Origin of the sequence: Sphingobium sp. CR28 (assembly GCF_052327305.1) — a bacterium.
Taxonomy (GTDB): domain Bacteria; phylum Pseudomonadota; class Alphaproteobacteria; order Sphingomonadales; family Sphingomonadaceae; genus Sphingobium.
The window spans coordinates 1,616,663-1,634,850 of the sequence record NZ_CP182486.1 but is presented as its reverse complement, the minus strand read 5'-3'; the positions used below and the strand labels follow the sequence as shown (position 1 = coordinate 1,634,850).

General features: G+C 64.9%; 17 protein-coding genes. 6 read left to right on the top strand and 11 right to left on the bottom strand.

Going from position 1 to position 18,188, the window contains the following annotated elements; translation table 11 throughout:
• Positions 1-51 precede the first annotated feature (51 nt).
• Positions 52-1,401, top strand: coding sequence for an NADP-specific glutamate dehydrogenase (gene gdhA / locus ACNAOH_RS07795; protein ID WP_443969632.1), 1,350 nt, complete (start codon positions 52-54; stop codon positions 1,399-1,401).
• Positions 1,402-1,418: 17 nt separating this feature from the next.
• Here the strand turns inward: gdhA and ACNAOH_RS07790 are convergent, their stop codons facing one another.
• The 4 genes from ACNAOH_RS07790 to ACNAOH_RS07775 all read right to left on the bottom strand — a co-directional run bounded on the left by ACNAOH_RS07790 (position 1,419) and on the right by ACNAOH_RS07775 (position 5,154).
• The gene (locus tag ACNAOH_RS07790; RefSeq protein ID WP_443969631.1) at positions 1,419-2,012 is read right to left on the bottom strand and encodes a serine hydrolase; all 594 of its coding nucleotides are present in this window, start codon (positions 2,010-2,012) and stop codon (positions 1,419-1,421) included.
• A 222-nt stretch (positions 2,013-2,234) separates the two neighbouring features.
• Positions 2,235-2,672: an ATP-binding cassette domain-containing protein gene (locus ACNAOH_RS07785; RefSeq protein WP_443969630.1), complete on the bottom strand. Its 438-nt coding sequence runs from the start codon at positions 2,670-2,672 to the stop codon at positions 2,235-2,237.
• A complete protein-coding gene (locus tag ACNAOH_RS07780; RefSeq protein ID WP_443969629.1) occupies positions 2,651-3,697 on the bottom strand; it encodes a hypothetical protein in 1,047 nt (348 codons plus the stop codon). Before ACNAOH_RS07780 ends, ACNAOH_RS07785 begins: the two co-directional genes overlap by 22 nt.
• Positions 3,694-5,154: an ABC transporter ATP-binding protein/permease gene (locus tag ACNAOH_RS07775; protein ID WP_443969628.1), complete on the bottom strand. Its 1,461-nt coding sequence runs from the start codon at positions 5,152-5,154 to the stop codon at positions 3,694-3,696. The genes ACNAOH_RS07780 and ACNAOH_RS07775 overlap by 4 nt, the downstream gene beginning before the upstream one ends.
• A 90-nt stretch (positions 5,155-5,244) precedes the next feature.
• Between ACNAOH_RS07775 and ACNAOH_RS07770 the strand changes: the two genes are divergently transcribed.
• A complete protein-coding gene (locus tag ACNAOH_RS07770; RefSeq protein ID WP_443969627.1) occupies positions 5,245-5,574 on the top strand; it encodes a hypothetical protein in 330 nt (109 codons plus the stop codon).
• Between the two features lie 78 nt (positions 5,575-5,652).
• The gene (locus ACNAOH_RS07765) at positions 5,653-7,986 is read left to right on the top strand and encodes a TonB-dependent receptor (RefSeq protein ID WP_443969626.1); all 2,334 of its coding nucleotides are present in this window, start codon (positions 5,653-5,655) and stop codon (positions 7,984-7,986) included.
• A 128-nt stretch (positions 7,987-8,114) separates the two neighbouring features.
• On the opposite strand, the gene ACNAOH_RS07760 is transcribed toward ACNAOH_RS07765, so the two are convergent.
• From ACNAOH_RS07760 to ACNAOH_RS07730, 7 genes are read right to left on the bottom strand one after another with little or no spacing between them, the layout of a single operon-like run.
• Positions 8,115-9,272 carry an LLM class flavin-dependent oxidoreductase gene (locus ACNAOH_RS07760; RefSeq protein ID WP_443969625.1) on the bottom strand — a complete coding sequence of 386 codons (1,158 nt, stop codon included), beginning with the start codon at positions 9,270-9,272 and terminating at the stop codon, positions 8,115-8,117.
• Between the two features lie 11 nt (positions 9,273-9,283).
• On the bottom strand, positions 9,284-10,246 hold the full coding sequence (locus ACNAOH_RS07755; RefSeq protein ID WP_443969624.1) for an LLM class flavin-dependent oxidoreductase: 963 nt from the start codon (positions 10,244-10,246) through the stop codon (positions 9,284-9,286).
• Positions 10,243-10,851, bottom strand: a complete 609-nt coding sequence (locus tag ACNAOH_RS07750; RefSeq protein WP_443969623.1) for a nitroreductase family protein — start codon at positions 10,849-10,851, stop codon at positions 10,243-10,245. Before ACNAOH_RS07750 ends, ACNAOH_RS07755 begins: the two co-directional genes overlap by 4 nt.
• Positions 10,851-11,714 carry an ABC transporter ATP-binding protein gene (locus ACNAOH_RS07745; protein ID WP_443969622.1) on the bottom strand — a complete coding sequence of 288 codons (864 nt, stop codon included), beginning with the start codon at positions 11,712-11,714 and terminating at the stop codon, positions 10,851-10,853. Before ACNAOH_RS07745 ends, ACNAOH_RS07750 begins: the two co-directional genes overlap by 1 nt.
• Before the next feature lie 17 nt (positions 11,715-11,731).
• Positions 11,732-12,499 carry an ABC transporter permease gene (locus ACNAOH_RS07740; protein ID WP_443969621.1) on the bottom strand — a complete coding sequence of 256 codons (768 nt, stop codon included), beginning with the start codon at positions 12,497-12,499 and terminating at the stop codon, positions 11,732-11,734.
• A complete protein-coding gene (locus tag ACNAOH_RS07735) occupies positions 12,496-13,302 on the bottom strand; it encodes an ABC transporter permease (RefSeq protein WP_443969620.1) in 807 nt (268 codons plus the stop codon). Before ACNAOH_RS07735 ends, ACNAOH_RS07740 begins: the two co-directional genes overlap by 4 nt.
• Positions 13,302-14,420 (bottom strand): ABC transporter substrate-binding protein, encoded by a 1,119-nt coding sequence (locus ACNAOH_RS07730; RefSeq protein WP_443969619.1) that lies wholly within the window; start codon positions 14,418-14,420, stop codon positions 13,302-13,304. Before ACNAOH_RS07730 ends, ACNAOH_RS07735 begins: the two co-directional genes overlap by 1 nt.
• A gap of 265 nt (positions 14,421-14,685) precedes the next feature.
• Between ACNAOH_RS07730 and ACNAOH_RS07725 the strand changes: the two genes are divergently transcribed.
• The 3 genes from ACNAOH_RS07725 to ACNAOH_RS07715 all read left to right on the top strand — a co-directional run bounded on the left by ACNAOH_RS07725 (position 14,686) and on the right by ACNAOH_RS07715 (position 18,186).
• Positions 14,686-15,798: an ABC transporter substrate-binding protein gene (locus ACNAOH_RS07725; RefSeq protein ID WP_443969618.1), complete on the top strand. Its 1,113-nt coding sequence runs from the start codon at positions 14,686-14,688 to the stop codon at positions 15,796-15,798.
• A 32-nt stretch (positions 15,799-15,830) separates the two neighbouring features.
• A complete protein-coding gene (locus tag ACNAOH_RS07720; RefSeq protein ID WP_443969617.1) occupies positions 15,831-16,940 on the top strand; it encodes a sigma-54 interaction domain-containing protein in 1,110 nt (369 codons plus the stop codon).
• Between the two features lie 151 nt (positions 16,941-17,091).
• A complete protein-coding gene (locus tag ACNAOH_RS07715) occupies positions 17,092-18,186 on the top strand; it encodes an ABC transporter substrate-binding protein (RefSeq protein ID WP_443969616.1) in 1,095 nt (364 codons plus the stop codon).
• Positions 18,187-18,188: the final 2 nt, after the last annotated feature.

Here is an 18,188-nt window from a genome sequence, read left to right as displayed (position 1 = left end):
GGGCCGCCGACAAACCCCGGATTCCAAGAATATTATGAGAGAGGATGACACTTGCTGAGAATTGACGACAAGCTTCGCCCGGTCCTGCATGACGTCATCCGGCGCAACGGCGGCGAGCCGGAGTTCCATCAGGCGGTGACCGAGGTGCTGGAAAGCCTCGGTCGGGTGGTGGCGAAGCGGCCGCATTATCTCGACAATGCGCTGATCGAGCGGCTGTGCGAGCCCGAGCGGCAGATTATCTTCCGCGTGCCATGGGTGGACGATAACGGCCAGGTGCAGATCAACCGCGGCTTCCGCGTGCAGTTCAACTCGGCGTTGGGGCCGTACAAGGGCGGCATCCGCTTCCACCCCTCGGTCAACGTGGGCATCATCAAGTTCCTGGGCTTCGAGCAGACCTTCAAGAATGCGCTGACCGGTATGCCGATCGGTGGTGGCAAGGGCGGCTCGGACTTCAACCCGCGCGGGCGCTCGCAGGGTGAGGTAATGCGCTTCTGCCAGTCGTTCATGACCGAGCTGTTCCGGCATCTGGGCGAATATACCGATGTGCCGGCCGGCGACATCGGCGTGGGCGGGCGCGAGGTCGGCTATATGTTCGGCCAGTATAAGCGCCTGACCAACCGCTATGAGGCGGGCGTGCTGACAGGCAAGGCGCTGTTCCATGGCGGATCGCGCGCGCGCACGGAGGCCACCGGCTATGGCGCGACCTATTTCGTGGAGCGGATGCTGGCGACCCGCAAGCAGAGCTTCGATGGCAAGCGGGTGACCGTGTCCGGCTCGGGCAATGTCGCCATCTACACCATGGAGAAGGTCATCGAATTCGGGGGCATCATCGCGGCCTGCTCGGATTCGAACGGCTATGTGATCGACGAGGACGGCATCGACCTCGATCTCGTCAAGGAAGTGAAGCTGCACCGGCGCGAGCGGATCAGCGACTATGTGAAGCTGAAGGGAGGCAAGAGCCATTATGTCGAGGGTGGATCGGTATGGGATGTGCCGTGCGACATCGCCATGCCATCGGCCACCCAGAACGAGCTGACCGGCAGCGACGCCAAGACGCTGCTAAAAAATGGCGTGATCGCAGTCGGCGAAGGCGCCAACATGCCTTCGACGCCGGACGCGGTGCGGCTGTTCCAGGAGGCCGGGATCCTGTTCGCGCCGGGCAAGGCGGCGAACGCCGGCGGCGTCGCGACCTCGGCACTCGAAATGCAGCAGAACGCCTCCCGCGATAGCTGGTCGTTCGAGAAAACGGAAAACCGCCTCGCCTCGATCATGCACGACATCCACGATCGCTGCGCGGAGACCGCCGAGGAATATGGCGCACCGGCCGATTATGTGCTGGGCGCCAACATCGCCGGTTTCGTGCGGGTGGCCGAAGCGATGGACGCGCTGGGCGTGATCTGACGGCATGACCTTTAAGCCTAGCGCCCCTTTGGACTGGATGGCGCGAGCGCCTTGAGCAGCAAGTTCGCGCCCGCAGTCGCTGACCCGTCACCGGTCAGCGCGACCGTTACGATTGCGCCGTCGTCGGGCGAGTAAAGCGCAATCGCACTGGTGCCGGGCGCGCCGCCGGCATGGCCGATCCAGCGAAGAGTCCGTTGGCCATTGGGCACCTCGAATATCATCATGCCGAGTCCGTAGTAGGTGCCGGGATCGAACATCGGGTAGACGATCGCCGTCCTCTCCCGCTGCAGGGGCTTGCGTAGAAAGCGTCCATCGAGAAGGGCCGCCCAGGCCAGTGCCATGTCTTGGGCATCACTGACGATCCCGCCAGCGGCATGCGCAGCGCCTTCCGCGATTATATGGGCGAGATGACGGATCATCCCGAGACGGTGGTGGAGCAGGCGTTGGCCCACCAGGTTGGTGACGCGACCGTCAGGGCCTATCGGCGCGGCGACGCATTTCTGAAGCGCAGGCTGGTGATGCGATTGCGCCGATTTTCCTGATGGGGGGCGGGGCAAATCAATCTTCTCAGCCCAACGCGGAGGGGAAGCTAGACGAATTCGCTTCTTCATCTCCCGCTGAACGGGAAATCTGTCCGCAAGCGCAAGGTGATGAGCTTAGAAAGACCGACGGGGGTTTTGCCTGGACGATCGGCGACTCTGTGTCATCTCACCTCGACGATCGAATTGCATAGTGAGAGCATCGCCGGGCGATGCGTGACAAGTAGGACTCCACAGCCAGTCTGATCGGGCCACCGTCCGAGGGCGGCTGCGAGTCTCGCTTCCGTGGCGGCATCAAGTCCCTCGCTCGGCTCGTCGAGCAGCAGCCACGGCCGTTCGGCGAGAAGGCCCCGGGGCCAGCGCGAGTCGCTTGCGCTGGCCGCCGGAAAGCTCGAGGCCGGCCTCGCCGATCCACTGGTTGAGGCCATCGGGGAAGCCACGCACCTCCCCCGCGAGGCAGGCGGTCTCCAGCGCTTCCCAGAGCTGCGGCTCGGTGATGCCGGGCCGGGCGAGGCGCAGGTTGTCAAGGATCGTGCCGGCGATCAGCATCGGGTTTTGCGGGACCAGCGCGAAGATCTGGCGGAGGCGATGCAGGCCGAGCGCCGTGGCGTCCGCGCCGCCAACCTGCAGGGGCTGCGGCGCGTCCGTACGGAGGCCGGCGAGCGTTTCGAGAAGCCGTGTCTTGCCCGTACCCGAGCGGCCGACCAGCGCTACGCGCGCGCCCGGCGGCAATTCATGGCGCTCACCCGCGACCTCGATCGCAGGGCTGGAGCGCCGGCCGCGGCCTGGGCTGGCTCCGGTTCCCGCACCGACGCAAGCGCATCAAGGCGGCCCAGCGCGGCGGCGACCGAAGGCGCCTTGACCTCGGAGCGCGCAAGGCCGCCCAGCGCCTCGCCGGCGGCGGCGGCTGCAAGGGCCGCCATAGCCGCCAAGGGCGGCCCGCCGGATGCCGACGCGACGGCGAGCGCGCTCGCCATGCCAGCGGCCATAGGGACGAGCGTCGCGACCGCCGCCTCCGCGCGGGCGAGCGCGGCGACGGCTTCATCGTGGCGCACCGCCAACGCCTCGAGCTCGGAGCCGACTCGGTCAACGAGGCCATATACCGCGATCTCGCCCGCGCCGGCGGCATATTCGGTCAGCGCCACCTTTAGGTCCACGAGCGCCGCCGCAGCGGCTGCCGTGCGCTCCGGCAAGAGGCGCCGCGCCAACGCTCGCGTCGCCCACGCGGACAGCCCAAGGCACAGCGCGATCGCGAGCGCCGGCCCCGGGCCCGCGAGCGCGCCCAGCGCCGTCGCCGACAGGCCGGCCACGATCGCTCCGGCGACCGCCGGCCCGCGGATCAGGCGATCCTCAAGCTCGTCGATGTCGCTTCTCAACAAGGCGGCGGCTTCGCCTCCCGACAGGCGCAGGCTTCGCTGCGCCTCCGCGGCAGCCGCCTTCGCGAACAGGCGCGTCCGCACCCCCGCGAGCGTCGACAGCGCCGCCCGGTGGCTCAGCAGCCGCTCGAAATAACGTCCGACGGTGCGCAGGATCGCGAACAGCCGGATCAGCGCGCTCGGGATCAGATAGTTGAACGCGCGCGCCGCCAGCGGCCCCGCGCTGCCCGCGATCGCTGCGGCCGTGATAAACCAGCCGGACAGCGCGAGCAGCCCGACGCTCGACAGCGCGACGATCACGCCTGCCGCGACGGCAAGTCGCCGCATGCCGCGCCACGGCCGGGCGCAGTTGGAGAGCCCGGGCGGGAGCAGCGCGGTCATCCGATCGCCACTTTGCGGCTCGCGGCGGCGATCAGCGCGGGATCGTGCGTGGCGGCGAGAATGGCGCGCGTTCCGGCCAACTCGCGCAGGACCGCGATGATTGAGGCCGCGGTTTCGGAGTCCAGGTCGGCAGTGGGTTCGTCGAGCAGGAGGACCGGCCGGTCGGCGAGCAACGCGCGAGCCAGGGCGATGCGCCGCCGTTCGCCGCCCGACAGGCCGGAGCCGCGCGAGTCGATCCAGATGTCGAGTCCGTCGGGCCGCGCGGCGAGGAGCGGTGCGAGGCCTGCGCGCGCCGCCGCGGCGGCGACCGCCTCGCGGCTCGCGCCCGGCTCGGCCAGCGCGATGTTTTCGGCCAGCGTGCCCGGCAGCAGCACGACATGCTGCCCGGCCCAACCAATCTGCTGGTTCGCGGCGCCCGGCACGAGCGGCTCGGCTCCGGCAGACAGCGTTCCGGCCGATAGCGGGGCCAGTCCGACGAGCAAATGGAGCAGCGATGTTTTGCCGCTGCCGGTCGGCCCGGTGAGCGCGACCAGTTCGCCGCGGGCGACCGAGAGGTCGAAGGGCCCCACCGTTCGGCCGCCGCCATAGTCGATCGAAGCGCCCGCGACGGCGATACGATCAAACGGCTGCAGGCGCGGTGGGGCATCCGGCGCGGTGGCGTGGGACTCGCGCTCACCGATGGCGGCCAGCGCCGCCTCACCGAGCTGCTTTTCGTGATAGGCGGCCGCGAGCCGCCGCAGCGGCAGGTAGAATTCGGGCGCGAGCGCCAGCGCAAAGAAAGCGCGCGGAAGATCGAGCTGCTCGGGCACCGGGAAGGGCAGCAGCCCGAGTAGGTTGAAGCCGCAATAGACCGCGACCAGCGCGACCGAGATGGCCGAGAAGAATTCGAGCGTGCCCGACGAAAGGAAGGCGATCCGCAGCACCGCATAGGTGCGATCGGCAACGTCGCGCACCGCCGCGTCGACCTGCCGGGTCACGCGATCCTCGGCGCCGAAGGCGAGGATGATCGGCAGCGCGCGGATGCGGTCCACGAAAAGCCCCGACAGGCGGGAGAGCGCTGCGACCTGCGCATCGGCCGCACGCCGCACCGCGCCGCCGGCAAGTGCCAGGCCGAGCGCGAAGGGGAGCAGTGTCATCACCAGGATCGCTGCCGAGATTGGACTCGCCAGTGCGATCAGCCCCGCGACGGCGAGCGGCGTCGCGACGGCCGCGAGTCGAAGCGGTTGGAAGCGACCGTAATAGCCCGTCAGGTCCGCCACCTGATCGACCGCGGTGGAGATTTCCTCGCCGAGCAGCCGCCTCGCCCGCGCACGCGACAGGAGCAGCTTGGGGAAGAGGGAACGTCGCAGCCGCTGCTTGGCGAGGTTCGCTGCGACATGCCCTGCAGCCTCCGCGCGGGCCTGTAAGGCCGCGCGCAGCACCGTCGCCGCGGCCATCCCGGCGACGGCGCTTGGCAAGGACAACCAGCCTTCCCGGCGCGCCGTCCGGCCCGATCTGTTTGCCGTTCGGACCCCTCAAGCACGTCATTTATGAGTTTACGACCTAGAATGCGTTTTCCCGGAGGCTCCCGGGTGCGCGGGCCGGCATGCAATCCGACGCTTCCCGGCCCAATCATTCGCGCCGAAGAATTAAGTAGTTATCTCACGCCACAACCCGCTGCAATGCTGGCGACCACAGGCGATTATGCACCACGAAACGGATTGCATTCGCCGACCGGCGCTTCCCGGGCGCAGGCGGAATTCCGCGATACCGATGAGATCGCCAATAACACACACATATATGTTGAGCGGGCAACAAATTCATTCGGCACATGCGCAATTTCCGCCAAGCTTGATGAGGTGAACCCAGTTATATCCTTATATTTCCGTAATTTATAATGTTGGCATGACAATTGCGAGGATTTTCCGTCCGACCCGCAACAACGCGGGCAATCACCGAAAGACGGGGAACCCTTAGTGTCCAGACCTACAAATCCATCGCGATTCCGCCTTGCTCTCAGCGCGAGCGCTCTTGCCGTGCTCGCTGCCAGCTATGCGCCCGCCGCACTCGCCAATGAAGCAGCAGAGGCGGTGGCTGCTGCGGATGCCGCAGACGCCGAGAACGGCGGCCTCGGCATCGTCGTTACCGCTCAGCGCCGCGAAGAGCGCCTGCAGGACGTGCCCGTCGCCGTCACGGCGTTGGGTGAAAGCCTGTTCAGCCTCGGCGGCGTGGGCCGATCGGCGAACGAGGTGCTGAACTTCGTGCCCAATGCCTCGGCGGGCACGCAGCAGCATGGCCGCCCGCGCTGGTGGATCCGTGGTGTCGGCGCGGGGCAGCAGCAGCTGGACCTCGCCAATCCGGTCGGCTTCTATCTGGACGATGTCTACATCAGCAATTCCAGCGCCACGGGCCTGCCGCTCTTCGATATTGAGCGCGTGGAAGTGCTGCGCGGCCCCCAGGGCACGCTTTGGGGCAAGAACACCACGGGCGGCGCAGTCAACGTTCTTTCCAAGCGCCCTTCCCTGAGTGGACAGGACGAGAGCTACGTAAAGCTCGAATATGGCAGCTTCGACAACAAGATTGCCGAGGGCGGGATCGGCACCACGCTGATCGACGACAAACTCGCGACGCGCTTCTCATTCCGCTTTGACGATCGCGGCGGGCGCTTCGACAATCTCTACACCGGCAACAAAACGAGCGCGATCAAGGACAATGTGCTCCGCGGCCAGATCCTCGCCAAGCCGACAGAGACGGTACAGGCCCTGCTGAGCGTCCATTATCGCGATTACGATACGGATGGCACATACTGGAATACAGCCAGCTATGCGGCCAACGGCATCTTCCGTAATGGTTATGCGCCGCCAACGGGCATTAACCAGATCAGCACCAATGCGCCGGAATGGAGCCGCAACAAGCAACTGGGCGGCTCGTTGCATCTCGACTGGGATCTCGGGCCCGCCACACTGACTGCGATTACCGGCTATGAACGATTCAAGTCCAGCAGCGCCGGCGACAATGATTATACGCCGCTGGAAATTGCCCGTGGCTATACGGAGGCCCGTTCCCACCAGTGGACGCAGGAGCTGCGGCTCGCTTCGGCGGGTGAGAGTTCGCTGAGCTGGATCGTCGGGCTCTTCTACTTCAATGAGAAAATCCGCTCGAGCGCTTACTCGGCGACGCTGCCGCAAGGGACAGTGCCAGCCCAACCCGGCGCGACGGCCCCGGCTGCTTATGGTCTCACCCGCTACAATCACAAGGCGGAGAGCGGCGCGATATTCGGCAGCGCGACCTATGCCTTCACTGACAGCATCAAGTTGATCCTGGGCGGACGCTGGACGCGCGAAACGAAGGCTCTGGACTTCGATCGCTTCGCTTCGCCGGGGCCGGCGCAGACGGGGTGGAGCAACTATGCCCAGTGGTGGAACAGCTATACCGGCACGTTCGGCGGCATCGGTACGTTCAGCAGCGATCTCAAACGCACATGGGACGCGTTCACCTACGACATCACGCCCTCGTGGAACATTGACCGCAATAATCTCGTCTACGCCAAATTTTCCCATGGCGTGAAGTCGGGCGGGTTCAACACCGCTGCCACCCTGCCGATCGCCCTGACTGCAGTGCGGCCGGAGAAGCTCGATGCCTACGAGATCGGCTACAAGTCCAGCTGGCTCGACGGTCTGCTGACCTTCAACGCCACTGCATTCCATTATGATTACAAGGATGTGCAGGTGAACGTGGTCGGCCCCAATCCGGGTGCCGTGGGCGGCGCGACGGTCTCCTATCTCCAGAACGCCGCCAAGGCGAAGGTTGATGGCGCGGAATTCGAGCTGGTGTTGGCGCCAGTGGAGGGTCTGAAGCTCAATGCATCGCTCGGACTGCTGGATACCGAATATACGCGCTTCCAGGTGCTGAACGGCGGCGCCAATCTTGCCGGTGCGCAGTTCGTCCGCTCGCCCAAGGTCACCCTGAACGGCGGCGCGTCCTACCGCTTCCCGCTCGCCCATCTCGGTAATCTCGAGCTTGCGGCAGATGCGCGCTATATCTCGCGGCAGTTCTACTACGTAACGCCGCAGGATACGGTAAACCGCTACTTCCTGACCCAGAAGCCCTACACGCTGACTAACATCCGCGTCACCTACACGACGAAGGACGAGAATGTGAGCGTGAGCGGTTTCGTCAACAACCTGTTCGACGTGCGCTATCTCAATCATGCGCTGCCCGCGGCCAATGCGGCGCAGGGCGTGACCGGCGACACGGTGGCATGGGCCGATCCTCTGACGGCAGGCGCGGCGGTGCTCTTCCGCTTCTGATGAGAGAGCAGGCCGGACGGCAGCGTCCGGCCTGACCGAACGCATATGCATATAAAGAAAATTCTATATGCAGCAAAAAGGGCGCCGGGATCATCTCCCGGCGCCCTCTTCGTTTTGCGGTCTTAATTCTATTCAGCGGCGGCCAGTAATGCAGGCGCCTCACGTCCCAGCAAAGGCAGCACTTCCTCACCCACCCGATAAGCCTCTTCGAGATGGGGTGTGCCGGCGAGGATGAAGCCATCGGCGCCACGCGAGATCAGATCATCCAGTTGCGCAGCGCACTGCTCGTAGCTGCCGACGATGCCGAGCGCCGGGCCGCCCCGCAGCAGATTGAACCCGCCCCACAGATTGGGCGCGACGATCAGGTCGTCATAGCGCGTGGCATCGCTCGGCCGCAGCGCGGCCTGTCGTGCAGCACCGACGGAGTCCGTGGCCTGCCCGCGCCAGCGCTGCCGGGTCTCCTCACTTACATTCTCGAAGCCCTTGCGGATGTCCGCCCACGCCTCTTCCTCGGTCGCGCGGGCAACGAGATCGACCCGCACGGCGCATTTCTGCTCGCCGCCGAGCGCTGCCGTGCGCTCCTTGACCCGGGCGAACTTGTCACCGAGCTGGTCGAACGGCTCCAGCCAGGAGAGATAATAGTCTGCATGACGCGCCGCGACGCCAAGCGCGGCCTCGGACGAACCGGAGAACCACATCTCCGGAAATTCCTCGGTCTGGAAGGCTGGCGGCAGCCCGCCGCCCCGCAGCTGGTAGAATTTGCCGTCATAAGAGAAATCGGACGAGGTCCAGACGCCCCGAATGATGTCGAGCCATTCGCTGGTGCGGCTGTAACGGTCGTCATGGGCAAAGCTGTCGCCCCACCAGAGCTGGGCTGGGCCGCCGCCACCGGTGATGATGTTGAACAACAGGCGTCCGCCGGTGGCACGCTGCAGGCTGGCCGCCGCGCGCGCTGTGTGGACCGGATTGCCGAAGCCAGGCTGGAAGGCGATCATGAAGCGGAAATCCCGCGTCTCCCGCGCGAGCAGCGGCGAGATCACCCAGGGATCATCGGTATTCGGGAAAGACGGGATCAGCCCGCCCTGAAAGCCGACGCTCTCGGCCGCTTTCGCAATGGCCGCGAGATGATCGATATAGGAGAAGCCATCCGGCTCCCCGTCCCGGGTCAGGCCGGGCGCGACGTTACCGGCCTTGAGCGGCGACCAGTCGCCCCGCTCATAGCCGCTGGTCCGGATGCTGTCGTGGCAGCCATGAGTGGGCAGGCGCCAGTAGAAATCGATGGCCATGGCTGGTCTCCTCAGGCGGCCTGAAGGGTGGTGGTGGTGGGCGCACGCAGGCGCGGCAGCAGATGCTGGCCGATGCGATAAGTCTCTTCGAGTGTGGGTGTGGCTTCCAGCACCAGCTCGCTGATGCCGGCGTCGATCAGGCAAGATAGCTTTTCAGCCGCATCGTCATAGCTGGCGACGAGTGTGCCGGGCGGAAGCGTGCGGCCGTCTGCTTCTTTCTCCGCTTGCGCGGCTTCTTCACGCAGGAGCAACGGCTGGATGAGGCCTGCGCGCACCTGACGACCTTCGGCGGCCGCCAGTGCGTTCAGCCGCGCGATGCTCGTCGCGAGAGCATCCGGCGAGGTAGGCTGGAACAGATGCACGTCGGCATGACGCGCAGAAAGGTCCAGCGCCTTCTCGTCTTCGCCCTGCAGGAAGATTTTCGGGCAGGGCACGCGATTGAGCGGCGCATCGAAGCCGCCATTCTCCACCTCGAAATAGTCCCCCTTGAACGTGAAGGGCTTGGTCTGATGCACCCCGCGCGCCACGGTGAGGAACTCGTCGAGCCGCTGCACTTGCGCGTCGTCGGGGAGGAAATCGGCCTGTTGCTCACGCTCAGCTTTGCCGTCATCCGGCGCAATGGCCCAACCGAGCCGGCCGCCAGTTCCACGCTGAAACGTGCTCGCCTGTTTGGCGGCATAGACCGCCGAGCCGACCGATGCCGGGAACTCCGGCACCACCAGAAGGCGGCCGACAGCCCCCGCGACAACCGCAGCGATGATTCGGCTTTCGTCCGCCTCCAGCCGATGCTGAATGAACAGCCCGTCGAACGCGGTCTGCGCGGCCGCTTCCGCGATCTGCACATAATAGTCGAAGCGGTTCTGTGTCGTGGTTCGGCGATCATGCACCAGCGAAGGCAGGGCTGGCCGGCTGGCGGCTTCCGAACGATGTGGTTCCGCAGCCGGATCAAGCCACCAATGGATGTTGAGAGTCATGCTGCATCCTTTCCATTCGAGAAGGCGGGTTCGTTCAGCGACCCGGCAAAAACCGTGTCAGCGAGCGGGCGCCGGCCATTGGGTACTTCGGCACCGTGAAATTCCGGATCGAGCCGGTCCAGATCGCCTTTTCGCCCCAGCGCGATGATCGCCTCGATCGCGAAGTCGTCAGGGATGGCGAGGCGCACACGGGCGGCGTTCTTGTCGAACCCGCCGATGCCATGCGTGTGCCAGCCGAGCAGCAGCGCCTGATGAGCGAAGTTCGCCCAGGCCGCTCCAGCGTCGAAGCTGTGCGATGTATTTTCGACGATCTCACCCCGCCGCTCCGCAAACCGCGAAGACAGGATGAGGACCAGCGCGGACGCCTGCGCTGCCCAAAGCCGGTTTCGCGGCATCAGGAACCCCAGATAGGTTTCCCACCATGCATCACCTGGCCGTGTGACGAGGAAGCGCCAGGGCTGAGCGTTCAGGGCAGAGGGCGCCCAGCGTGCTGCCTCAAACGCGCTTTTCAGCACGGCCTCGGGGACCGGCTCGCCCGTAAAGCTGCGCGGGGACCAGCGATCGACGAACAGGGCTTCGACGGGATGATCGGCAGCGCGACTCATCAACGCCCCTCCCGATTTGGCAGGCGCAGGAGGTTGCCGGGGTCAGTCGTGTCGTCGCCAGTGCCAGAGGTCAGCTCGGCAAGAATCTCGTCCTTCAGCCGGTGAAGCAGCGGCGAGCGCCGGTCTCGCGGATGAGGCAGATCGACATCGACGATACGGCGGATACGACCGGGATTGGGCGACATGACAATCACGCGATCCCCGAGATAGAGCGCCTCCTCCACATCATGCGTCACCATCACCATGGTCGAGCGCTGTGTCATCCAGATGCGCTGAAGCTCATTCTGGACATGCACGCGGGTGAGCGCATCGAGGGCGCCCAGCGGCTCGTCGAGCAGCAACAGCTTAGGCTCAGTGACGAGCGCGCGCGCAATCGCGGCACGCTGCGCCATGCCGCCGGAAAGCTGGTGTGGATAGGCCTTCTCGAAGCCCTGGAGGTTCACCAGCGCAATATGATCCGCGACGATCTGGGCACGCCGGGCCTTGGGCGTATCCGTATTGAGGAGGGCCAACTCGATATTCTGCTCAAGCGTCATCCACGGGAAGAGCCGATGGTCCTGAAAGACGATGCCTCGGTCCAGGCTGGTCGTGGCGATCCGCTCGCCATCGAGCCGCAACTCGCCGCTATAGTCGGTATCGAGCCCTACGATGAGGCGCAGCAGCGTCGATTTGCCGCAACCCGAGGCGCCGACGATGCTGACAAACTCGCCGGGACGGACATCAAGGTTGATGTTGTCGAGGATCGTCCGAGGACGCCCGCCGATCTGAAAGCTCTTGTCGAGATGGCTGACGCTGAGCGCACCGCGACTAATCGAGCCGTGCTCCCGAGGGTCGTGGTTTTTCGGCAGGGGGTTGCCTGTCATTCTCGTATCTCCCGTCATTACGCGGAGGCTTGCCAGCGCAGCAGATGCTGGCGCAGGCGTCGGAAAAGCTGATTGATGAGGAAACCGAGCGCGGCAGTGACGCTGATGACGACCAGCATTACATCCAGCCGCTGCTGGACCTGCGCCATCTGCATGGCGACGCCGAGCCCGGAGCCAGCACCGGTGAGCAACTCGGTCGCGAGTGTGGCGATCCACGCGAAAGCGAGCGCTTGCGTGATGCCGGTGAGGATCAGCGGCAGCGCGGCAGGCAGCAGAATGAAGCGGATGCGCTGGAACGTGCCGAACCGAAGGATGCCGCCGACCTCCAGATAGCGGCGCTCGACCTGCGCCACGCCGGCATGGCTATTCAGCATCGAAGGGAAAAAGGCGGACATGCTGACGACGATCAGTTCCGTCCCCTCGCCGACCCCGAACCACAGGCCCATGAGGGGCAGCCAGCCAATCATGGGCACCTGCCGCAGCGCATTTAGCAAAGGACTTAGTACGCGGTCGGCCGGCTTCCAGATGCCCATGGCGATGCCTGTTGCCACGCCGAGCGGCGCGCCGATGGCGAGCCCGGTGAACGCGCGACTCAATGTGGCAAGCGCGTCCCGCAGCAAATCGCCGCTCTCGACCAGCGCCTCGAACGCGGCGACGACCTGCGCTGGCGGCGCGAAGGTGACGGCATGCTGGCTGGACTGGGCCTGCCACCAGATGATCAGCAGCACGGGCGCGAGCAGGCCAAGGCCCAGCCGCACTGGCCAGCGAGCGAGCAGGGCTGTCATGCCGTCCTCCAACGGGAGGCGCGACTCTCCACCCAGCGCGCACCGCGATCCAGCAGGAAGCCGATGAGGCCGCTGACGACGACGCCAGCCAGCACCACATCGATCTGGAAGAGCTGTCGCCCCATCTCCATCATCTGCCCGATGCCGCTATCCGCCGCGAGCAGTTCAGCCGCCACCAGCACGATCCACGCACGGGTGAGAGATATGCGCACGCCTGTCAGCACGGCCGGGACGGTTGCCGGCAGCAGGATGCGACGGATGAGATCCAGCATGTGCAGCCGGTAGACCCGCGCAACCTCGAAAAAGTTGCGCGGAACACCCCGAATACCGTCGGACGTCGCGAGGGCCATGGGGAAGAAGGCGGCGATCGCCACCACCGCCAGCTTGAAGGGCTCGTCGATGCCCAGGAACATCACCATCATCGGGATGAAGGCGATGACCGGGACCTGCCAGAGCGTGTGGAACAATGGCGAAAAAAGCACCTCGAACATGCGGGAGAGCGCCATCGCCGCGCCGAAGGCCATGCCTAGCGCAGCACCAATAATGAATCCGACGGCCAGGCGATCCAGACTATCCCCTATGTGACGCTGAAGTTCGCCAGAAGCGGCCATATCCGCCAGCGCCCGCGCAACACCGCTGGGCGGCACCAACACTTGCGGCGGGAATACTCCGAGCGAACAGGCGAACTGCCACAGTGCGAGCAGCAGGAGGGGAGCAAGAAACGACGAGAGCTGCTTGCCCCCAAGGTGCAAGGCAGGCGACGAGGCGCGAGAGACCGCAACAGGGAGAGCCTGACTCGCCATCAGTTCGCCACCGGCGCGGGTTGCGCCCAGAAGCCTTCGAGCTTCTGGTTCTTGAGGGCCTGCTTAACGAACCGCTCGTCCAGGAGGGCGTCCGCATCGACCTTGTTGCGGATAAGGCCGCGCTCCAACGCATAGTCGGCAACCGAGTGATAATGGGTACGGAGCGCCGAGCTGAAGAGAGGCGAGAAACGTTCACGCCAGGGAATGCCGGAGTTGGCATAATCCTTCGCCACGATTTCCGGCGGCAGCGCGCCACGCGACGACCGGCGAATCACTTCATCCCGGTTGGCTTCGTCGGACGACCAGACCGCTGCGCGCACGAAGGCATCGACGACGAGCTGAGTGAGGTCTGGATGCGCATCGACGAAATCCTTCCGCGCGAACAGTTCGGCGCGCATCTTCCAGTCGGCAGGCGCGTCCTTCGTCGACCAGATCACGCGTGCGATGCCCTTCTGCTCCACGAGCAGTCCGTCCGACAGCAGCACGGCAGCATCGACGCTTCCCGATTCGAGCGCAGCAGGTGTGGCCGAAGGGTTGATGTTCACGATCTTGAAGTCCGTGAGCTTCAGGCCCTTGCTGTCCACGAGCTTGGAGAACGGCAGCTCCCACGGGCGGCCGCGATGAAGAGCGATGCGCTTGCCCTTCAGATCCTCGATCCCCTTGGCCGCCAGTCCCTTGCGCACGACCAGATAGACATCTTGCCCCTGGCCGACTGGTGCGACGATCTTGAGCGGAACACCGCCGGATACGGCAATGGTGGCAGGAAAATCGCCGTAAGAGGCGAAATCGATCCGCTTGCCTGAGAAGCCCTCGTTGATGAGCGGCCCGCCAACTGCGGTAGAGACAGGAGCGAAGACAAGGTCGATGCCTTTCTTCGCCAGCTGCTCCTTGAGCCAGCCCTGTTCGAGCACGATGCCATTGAGGCCATTGAAAACCTGCTTCCCCTGAAAAGGGTATGCGATCGAGGCAATGGTCACCGTCTTGACGGGCCCCGCGTCGCCCGCGCTGCCCGATCCGCCGCAAGCCGCGACGAGGGCACAGCCAAGCATCGCCACCACACCAAGCAAACCGCGCCGAACAATGGAGAGAAACGACCTGCTGTAATGATCCACCATCATGGCTCCGTGCTGCGACCCTCGACTATCGTGCCCCAAAGTCTTGCAGGACATGTGCCAACCCGGCTTTTGCGCGGCTTCCCGTCAAAACGCGCGGATGCAAGTCTTGCCGGTGCTGATTTTTCCGCAGGATGCTGCACCCATTTGCGCGAAAAGGAACGATGGCGGCACGCCGTGGGTCCGCGCATAACCGGAATGCGCGCATGGCACGCACTTTGCTCTCATCGTCATCGCCGACCGCGGCCCGAAAAAGATGGAGATCGACGAGATGACGGATGAAGCAGCAGCGAGCGCCGGGAGGGTCCTGGACTGCATCTGGATGACACGCTGCCCTGTGCCCGCCGCCTCCAATGTCGCCTATGCCAAGGGGTGGATGACCGACGCATTCGCGAAAGACGGCATTGCCGTTAGGCGCGTCCACGAGCTTGGCCTCAACCTCGTGGTCGACGATCCTGAGAATCAGGCGCGCCACCTCTTCCGCGAAGGCGGCAATATTCAGGCTCTGGCGGCGCGGGCGCTGGGCGCACCGACCCGCGTGATCGGGCTGACCTGGACCGACGAACGCCAGGCGATCATGGTGCGGCGCCAGACGGCCGTCCACGATCCGGGCGATCTCCGGGGACTACGCTTTGCTCTCCCCGGCTATGCGCGCACGCACGGTGAAAGCATCGCGCGGGGCATGGCGCTGCATGGCATCAAAAGCGCACTCGCGCTGGGCGGCCTTACGCTCGACGATGTGCGGCTTGTGGAAGTTCCCGCGCCGCCCGTGGAGCAGGCAAGCGCGGAGGGCATGCGTCGCCTCTGGCTCGGGCTCGAATGGCTCGCTTCAGGGCGTGTCGACGCCGTCTACGTAAAAGGCGCGGCCGGCGCGGAGGCTGCACAGCGGCTCGGACTGGAGATCGGCATCGATCTCGATGCTTATCCCAGTCGCCTTGCGCGCGTGAACAACGGTACGCCGCGCCCGATCGTGGTCCACCAGCACATGCTCGACCATCATCCCGATCTGGTGGAGCGCTTTCTGGAGCAGACGCTCCGCGCAGCCGACTGGGCCGCGGAAAACCCCAGCGCTCTTAAGGAGATTATCGCCCGTGAGACGCTGGCCAGCCTCAATGGGGTGGAGGCCGCCTATCGCAACGATTTCGCACGTTCGCTCCATCCCGACCTTTCCGATGAGCGGGTGGAGATGCTCGAGATACAGGCCAGGTTCCTGTGGCTACATGGCTTTCTCGAGGCTCCGGTCGATGTCCAGAGTTGGGTCTGTGCCGAGCCGATGCAAGCCGTGATCGGGCGCCGCAACAGGGTCAGTTCTGCGTCCGGTCGCCTCGCCAATAGTTCAGCTAGGCGCTCGGATTTATTTTCTACTGAACTGGAAGAGAATTAGCTGCTACGCATCTGAACCGAGATGGAGGCAGCATGACCAGCAGTTCACAGAGTCGGATTGGCGAGCGCGAGAGCGTGGGGCTTGTTGCGGCAAAGAACCGGGATGGGCGCCCTCTGCTTGCTTATGATAGCGATCAGCATCATGCGGCGGGGCCTCGCGCCCGCGCGCTCGTTTTCAGTGATCCGCGCTCGCGCGCACTGCTGCCGCTGATCGAGCGCACGGCGCCGAGCGATGCCAACGTCCTCATTCTTGGGGAGACCGGCACCGGCAAGGAACTGGTGGCGCGTTACGTCCACAGCCTGAGCGACCGCGCCCACGCGCCTTTCGTCGCGGTGAACTGCGGCGCCTTTTCCGAATCGCTCATTGAGGGTGAACTGTTCGGCTATGAGAAAGGCGCCTTCACCGGCGCAAACATGGCGCGGGCGGGCTGGTTCGAAGCTGCGAATGGCGGAACCCTGTTTCTCGACGAGCTTGGAGACCTCGCCCCGTCCCTGCAGGTCAAGCTGCTCCGTGTGCTTCAGGAACGGGAGGTCGTGCGCCTCGGATCACGCAAAGCAGTTCCTCTCGACGTGCGGGTGATTGCTGCAACTAATGTGGGCCTGCAAAAGGCAATGAGCGAAGGTCGTTTCCGTGCGGACCTCTTCTATCGGTTACAGGTGGTTTCCATTCCGCTTTTGCCGCTGCGGGAGCGGCGGGCTGACATCCTGCCGCTCGCCCGGCACTTTCTGGAAATCTACGGCGCAAAGCGCAGTGCGACCCGGCCGGAATTCAGCGCTGCAGCGGAAGAGGCGCTGTTTCAGCATGGCTGGCCCGGCAACATCCGAGAGCTTGAAAACGCCGTCCAGCGCGCGACGCTGACCTGCGAGGATGCGCGCATCAAGCCCGCAGACCTTGGCCTCGCACCGATCACTGATCCCGCTGAGCCGGGAGCCGAGCCGGCCTCGCTGGAGGACGCGGTTCGCGGTGTTGTCGGGCCATTGCTCAACGGCGCCCATGACGCCGTGCTCGATCGTCTGGTGGCCGTTACGGTCATTGAGGCGTTTCATCAGAGCAATGGCAGCCAGACCAGGACGGCGGAAGTACTTGGCGTGACGCGCAACGTTGTACGCACGCATCTCAAGAATCTTGGCCTGATCCGCTGAGGGCGGATCGGGAGCGCTGAAATTCCACCGCACGATTGCGCAATATGCCGCAGCACTTTCCCCACTATTCGATCGAAAGGCACGAATTTCCGCCGATTTCCTGACTGGCACGGCACTTGCGAATTCAGATGGGTCACTAGCGGAGACCACCGTGCCAGAGCCCCTCATCGAGTTTTCCAGACTGCCAGACGAGATCTGGTTCACCCGTTGCCCCGTCCCTACGGCGACGGGCATCGCCTATAAACTCGGCTGGTTGACGCAGGCATTCAAGGCGGACGGCGTCGCTGTGCGGACCTTGCAAGAGTCGGGCTCCGAACTTGGCCGCCACCATTATGACCACCGCCTGCCGACGCTGATCCGCGAGGGTGGCAACATGCTGGCGATCGCCGCGCGCGCGCAGGGCGAACCGACAAAGCTCGTGGGCCTCACCTGGATCGAGGAGAGTCAGCTCATCCTCGCCCGACCGGACTCAGGCATTAGGTCCGCCGCTGACCTTAAGGGCAAGCGGCTGGCGTTGCCGGGCTGGAGCCACAATGACATCCCCAGCCATGTGCGCGGCACCAGCATCGCGCGCGGTATGTCGCTGGCCGGCTACAAGGGCGTGCTGGCATCGGCAGGCCTGACGCTGGACGATGTGGACCTCATCGAGACGCCCGATCGCCTGCGCAACATCGGTGGTGCCGGCCGGGATCTGCAACCGCGCGGACCCGGTCAGCGCAGCGGCGTGGGGCGCCTGTGGTCCATCGAAGCGCTGGTGGAAGGCAAGGTCGATGCGATCTATGTGAAAGGCGCCGCCGCGCTCGATCAGGCCCGTGAAAACGGCCTCGTCGTCGCGATCGATCTTGATGCCTTGCCCGACCCGCGCTTCCGCGTGAACAATGGCACACCGCGCCCCATCACCGTGCATCAGAGCCTGATAGACGATCATTTCGATCTGCTCGCGCGCTTCTTCGCGGTCACGCTGCGCGCCGCCGACTGGGTGAAGGAACAACCCAACCGGCTGGGCGAGATCCTCGAATATGAAACGGAGGGCAGCGCCCAGGCCGTGGATCAGGCCTATGCCCGCCTGCACGAGGGTCTGCACCCCACTCTGGATACCGATCGGCTTGCCCTGTTCGACCTCCAGAAGAAGTTTCTCTTCACGCATGGCTTCCTCGATGCGGACTTTACGCTGGCCGACTGGATCGACCCGCGCCCGCTGGAAGCGGCCCACGCCCTCAACGCCCAAACCCCCGCATTTGTTTGAAA

Coding starts and splice junctions, on each gene's coding strand:
- ACNAOH_RS07735 (WP_443969620.1), bottom strand. CDS start 13,302: ATGGCGAGTCAGGCTCTCCCTGTTGCGGTCTCTCGCGCCTCGTCGCCT.
- ACNAOH_RS07740 (WP_443969621.1), bottom strand. CDS start 12,499: ATGACAGCCCTGCTCGCTCGCTGGCCAGTGCGGCTGGGCCTTGGCCTG.
- ACNAOH_RS07725 (WP_443969618.1), top strand. CDS start 14,686: ATGACGGATGAAGCAGCAGCGAGCGCCGGGAGGGTCCTGGACTGCATC.
- ACNAOH_RS07780 (WP_443969629.1), bottom strand. CDS start 3,697: ATGACCGCGCTGCTCCCGCCCGGGCTCTCCAACTGCGCCCGGCCGTGG.
- ACNAOH_RS07750 (WP_443969623.1), bottom strand. CDS start 10,851: ATGAGTCGCGCTGCCGATCATCCCGTCGAAGCCCTGTTCGTCGATCGC.
- ACNAOH_RS07720 (WP_443969617.1), top strand. CDS start 15,831: ATGACCAGCAGTTCACAGAGTCGGATTGGCGAGCGCGAGAGCGTGGGG.
- ACNAOH_RS07745 (WP_443969622.1), bottom strand. CDS start 11,714: ATGACAGGCAACCCCCTGCCGAAAAACCACGACCCTCGGGAGCACGGC.
- ACNAOH_RS07730 (WP_443969619.1), bottom strand. CDS start 14,420: ATGATGGTGGATCATTACAGCAGGTCGTTTCTCTCCATTGTTCGGCGC.
- ACNAOH_RS07755 (WP_443969624.1), bottom strand. CDS start 10,246: ATGACTCTCAACATCCATTGGTGGCTTGATCCGGCTGCGGAACCACAT.
- ACNAOH_RS07760 (WP_443969625.1), bottom strand. CDS start 9,272: ATGGCCATCGATTTCTACTGGCGCCTGCCCACTCATGGCTGCCACGAC.
- ACNAOH_RS07770 (WP_443969627.1), top strand. CDS start 5,245: ATGCGTTTTCCCGGAGGCTCCCGGGTGCGCGGGCCGGCATGCAATCCG.
- ACNAOH_RS07790 (WP_443969631.1), bottom strand. CDS start 2,012: ATGAAGAAGCGAATTCGTCTAGCTTCCCCTCCGCGTTGGGCTGAGAAG.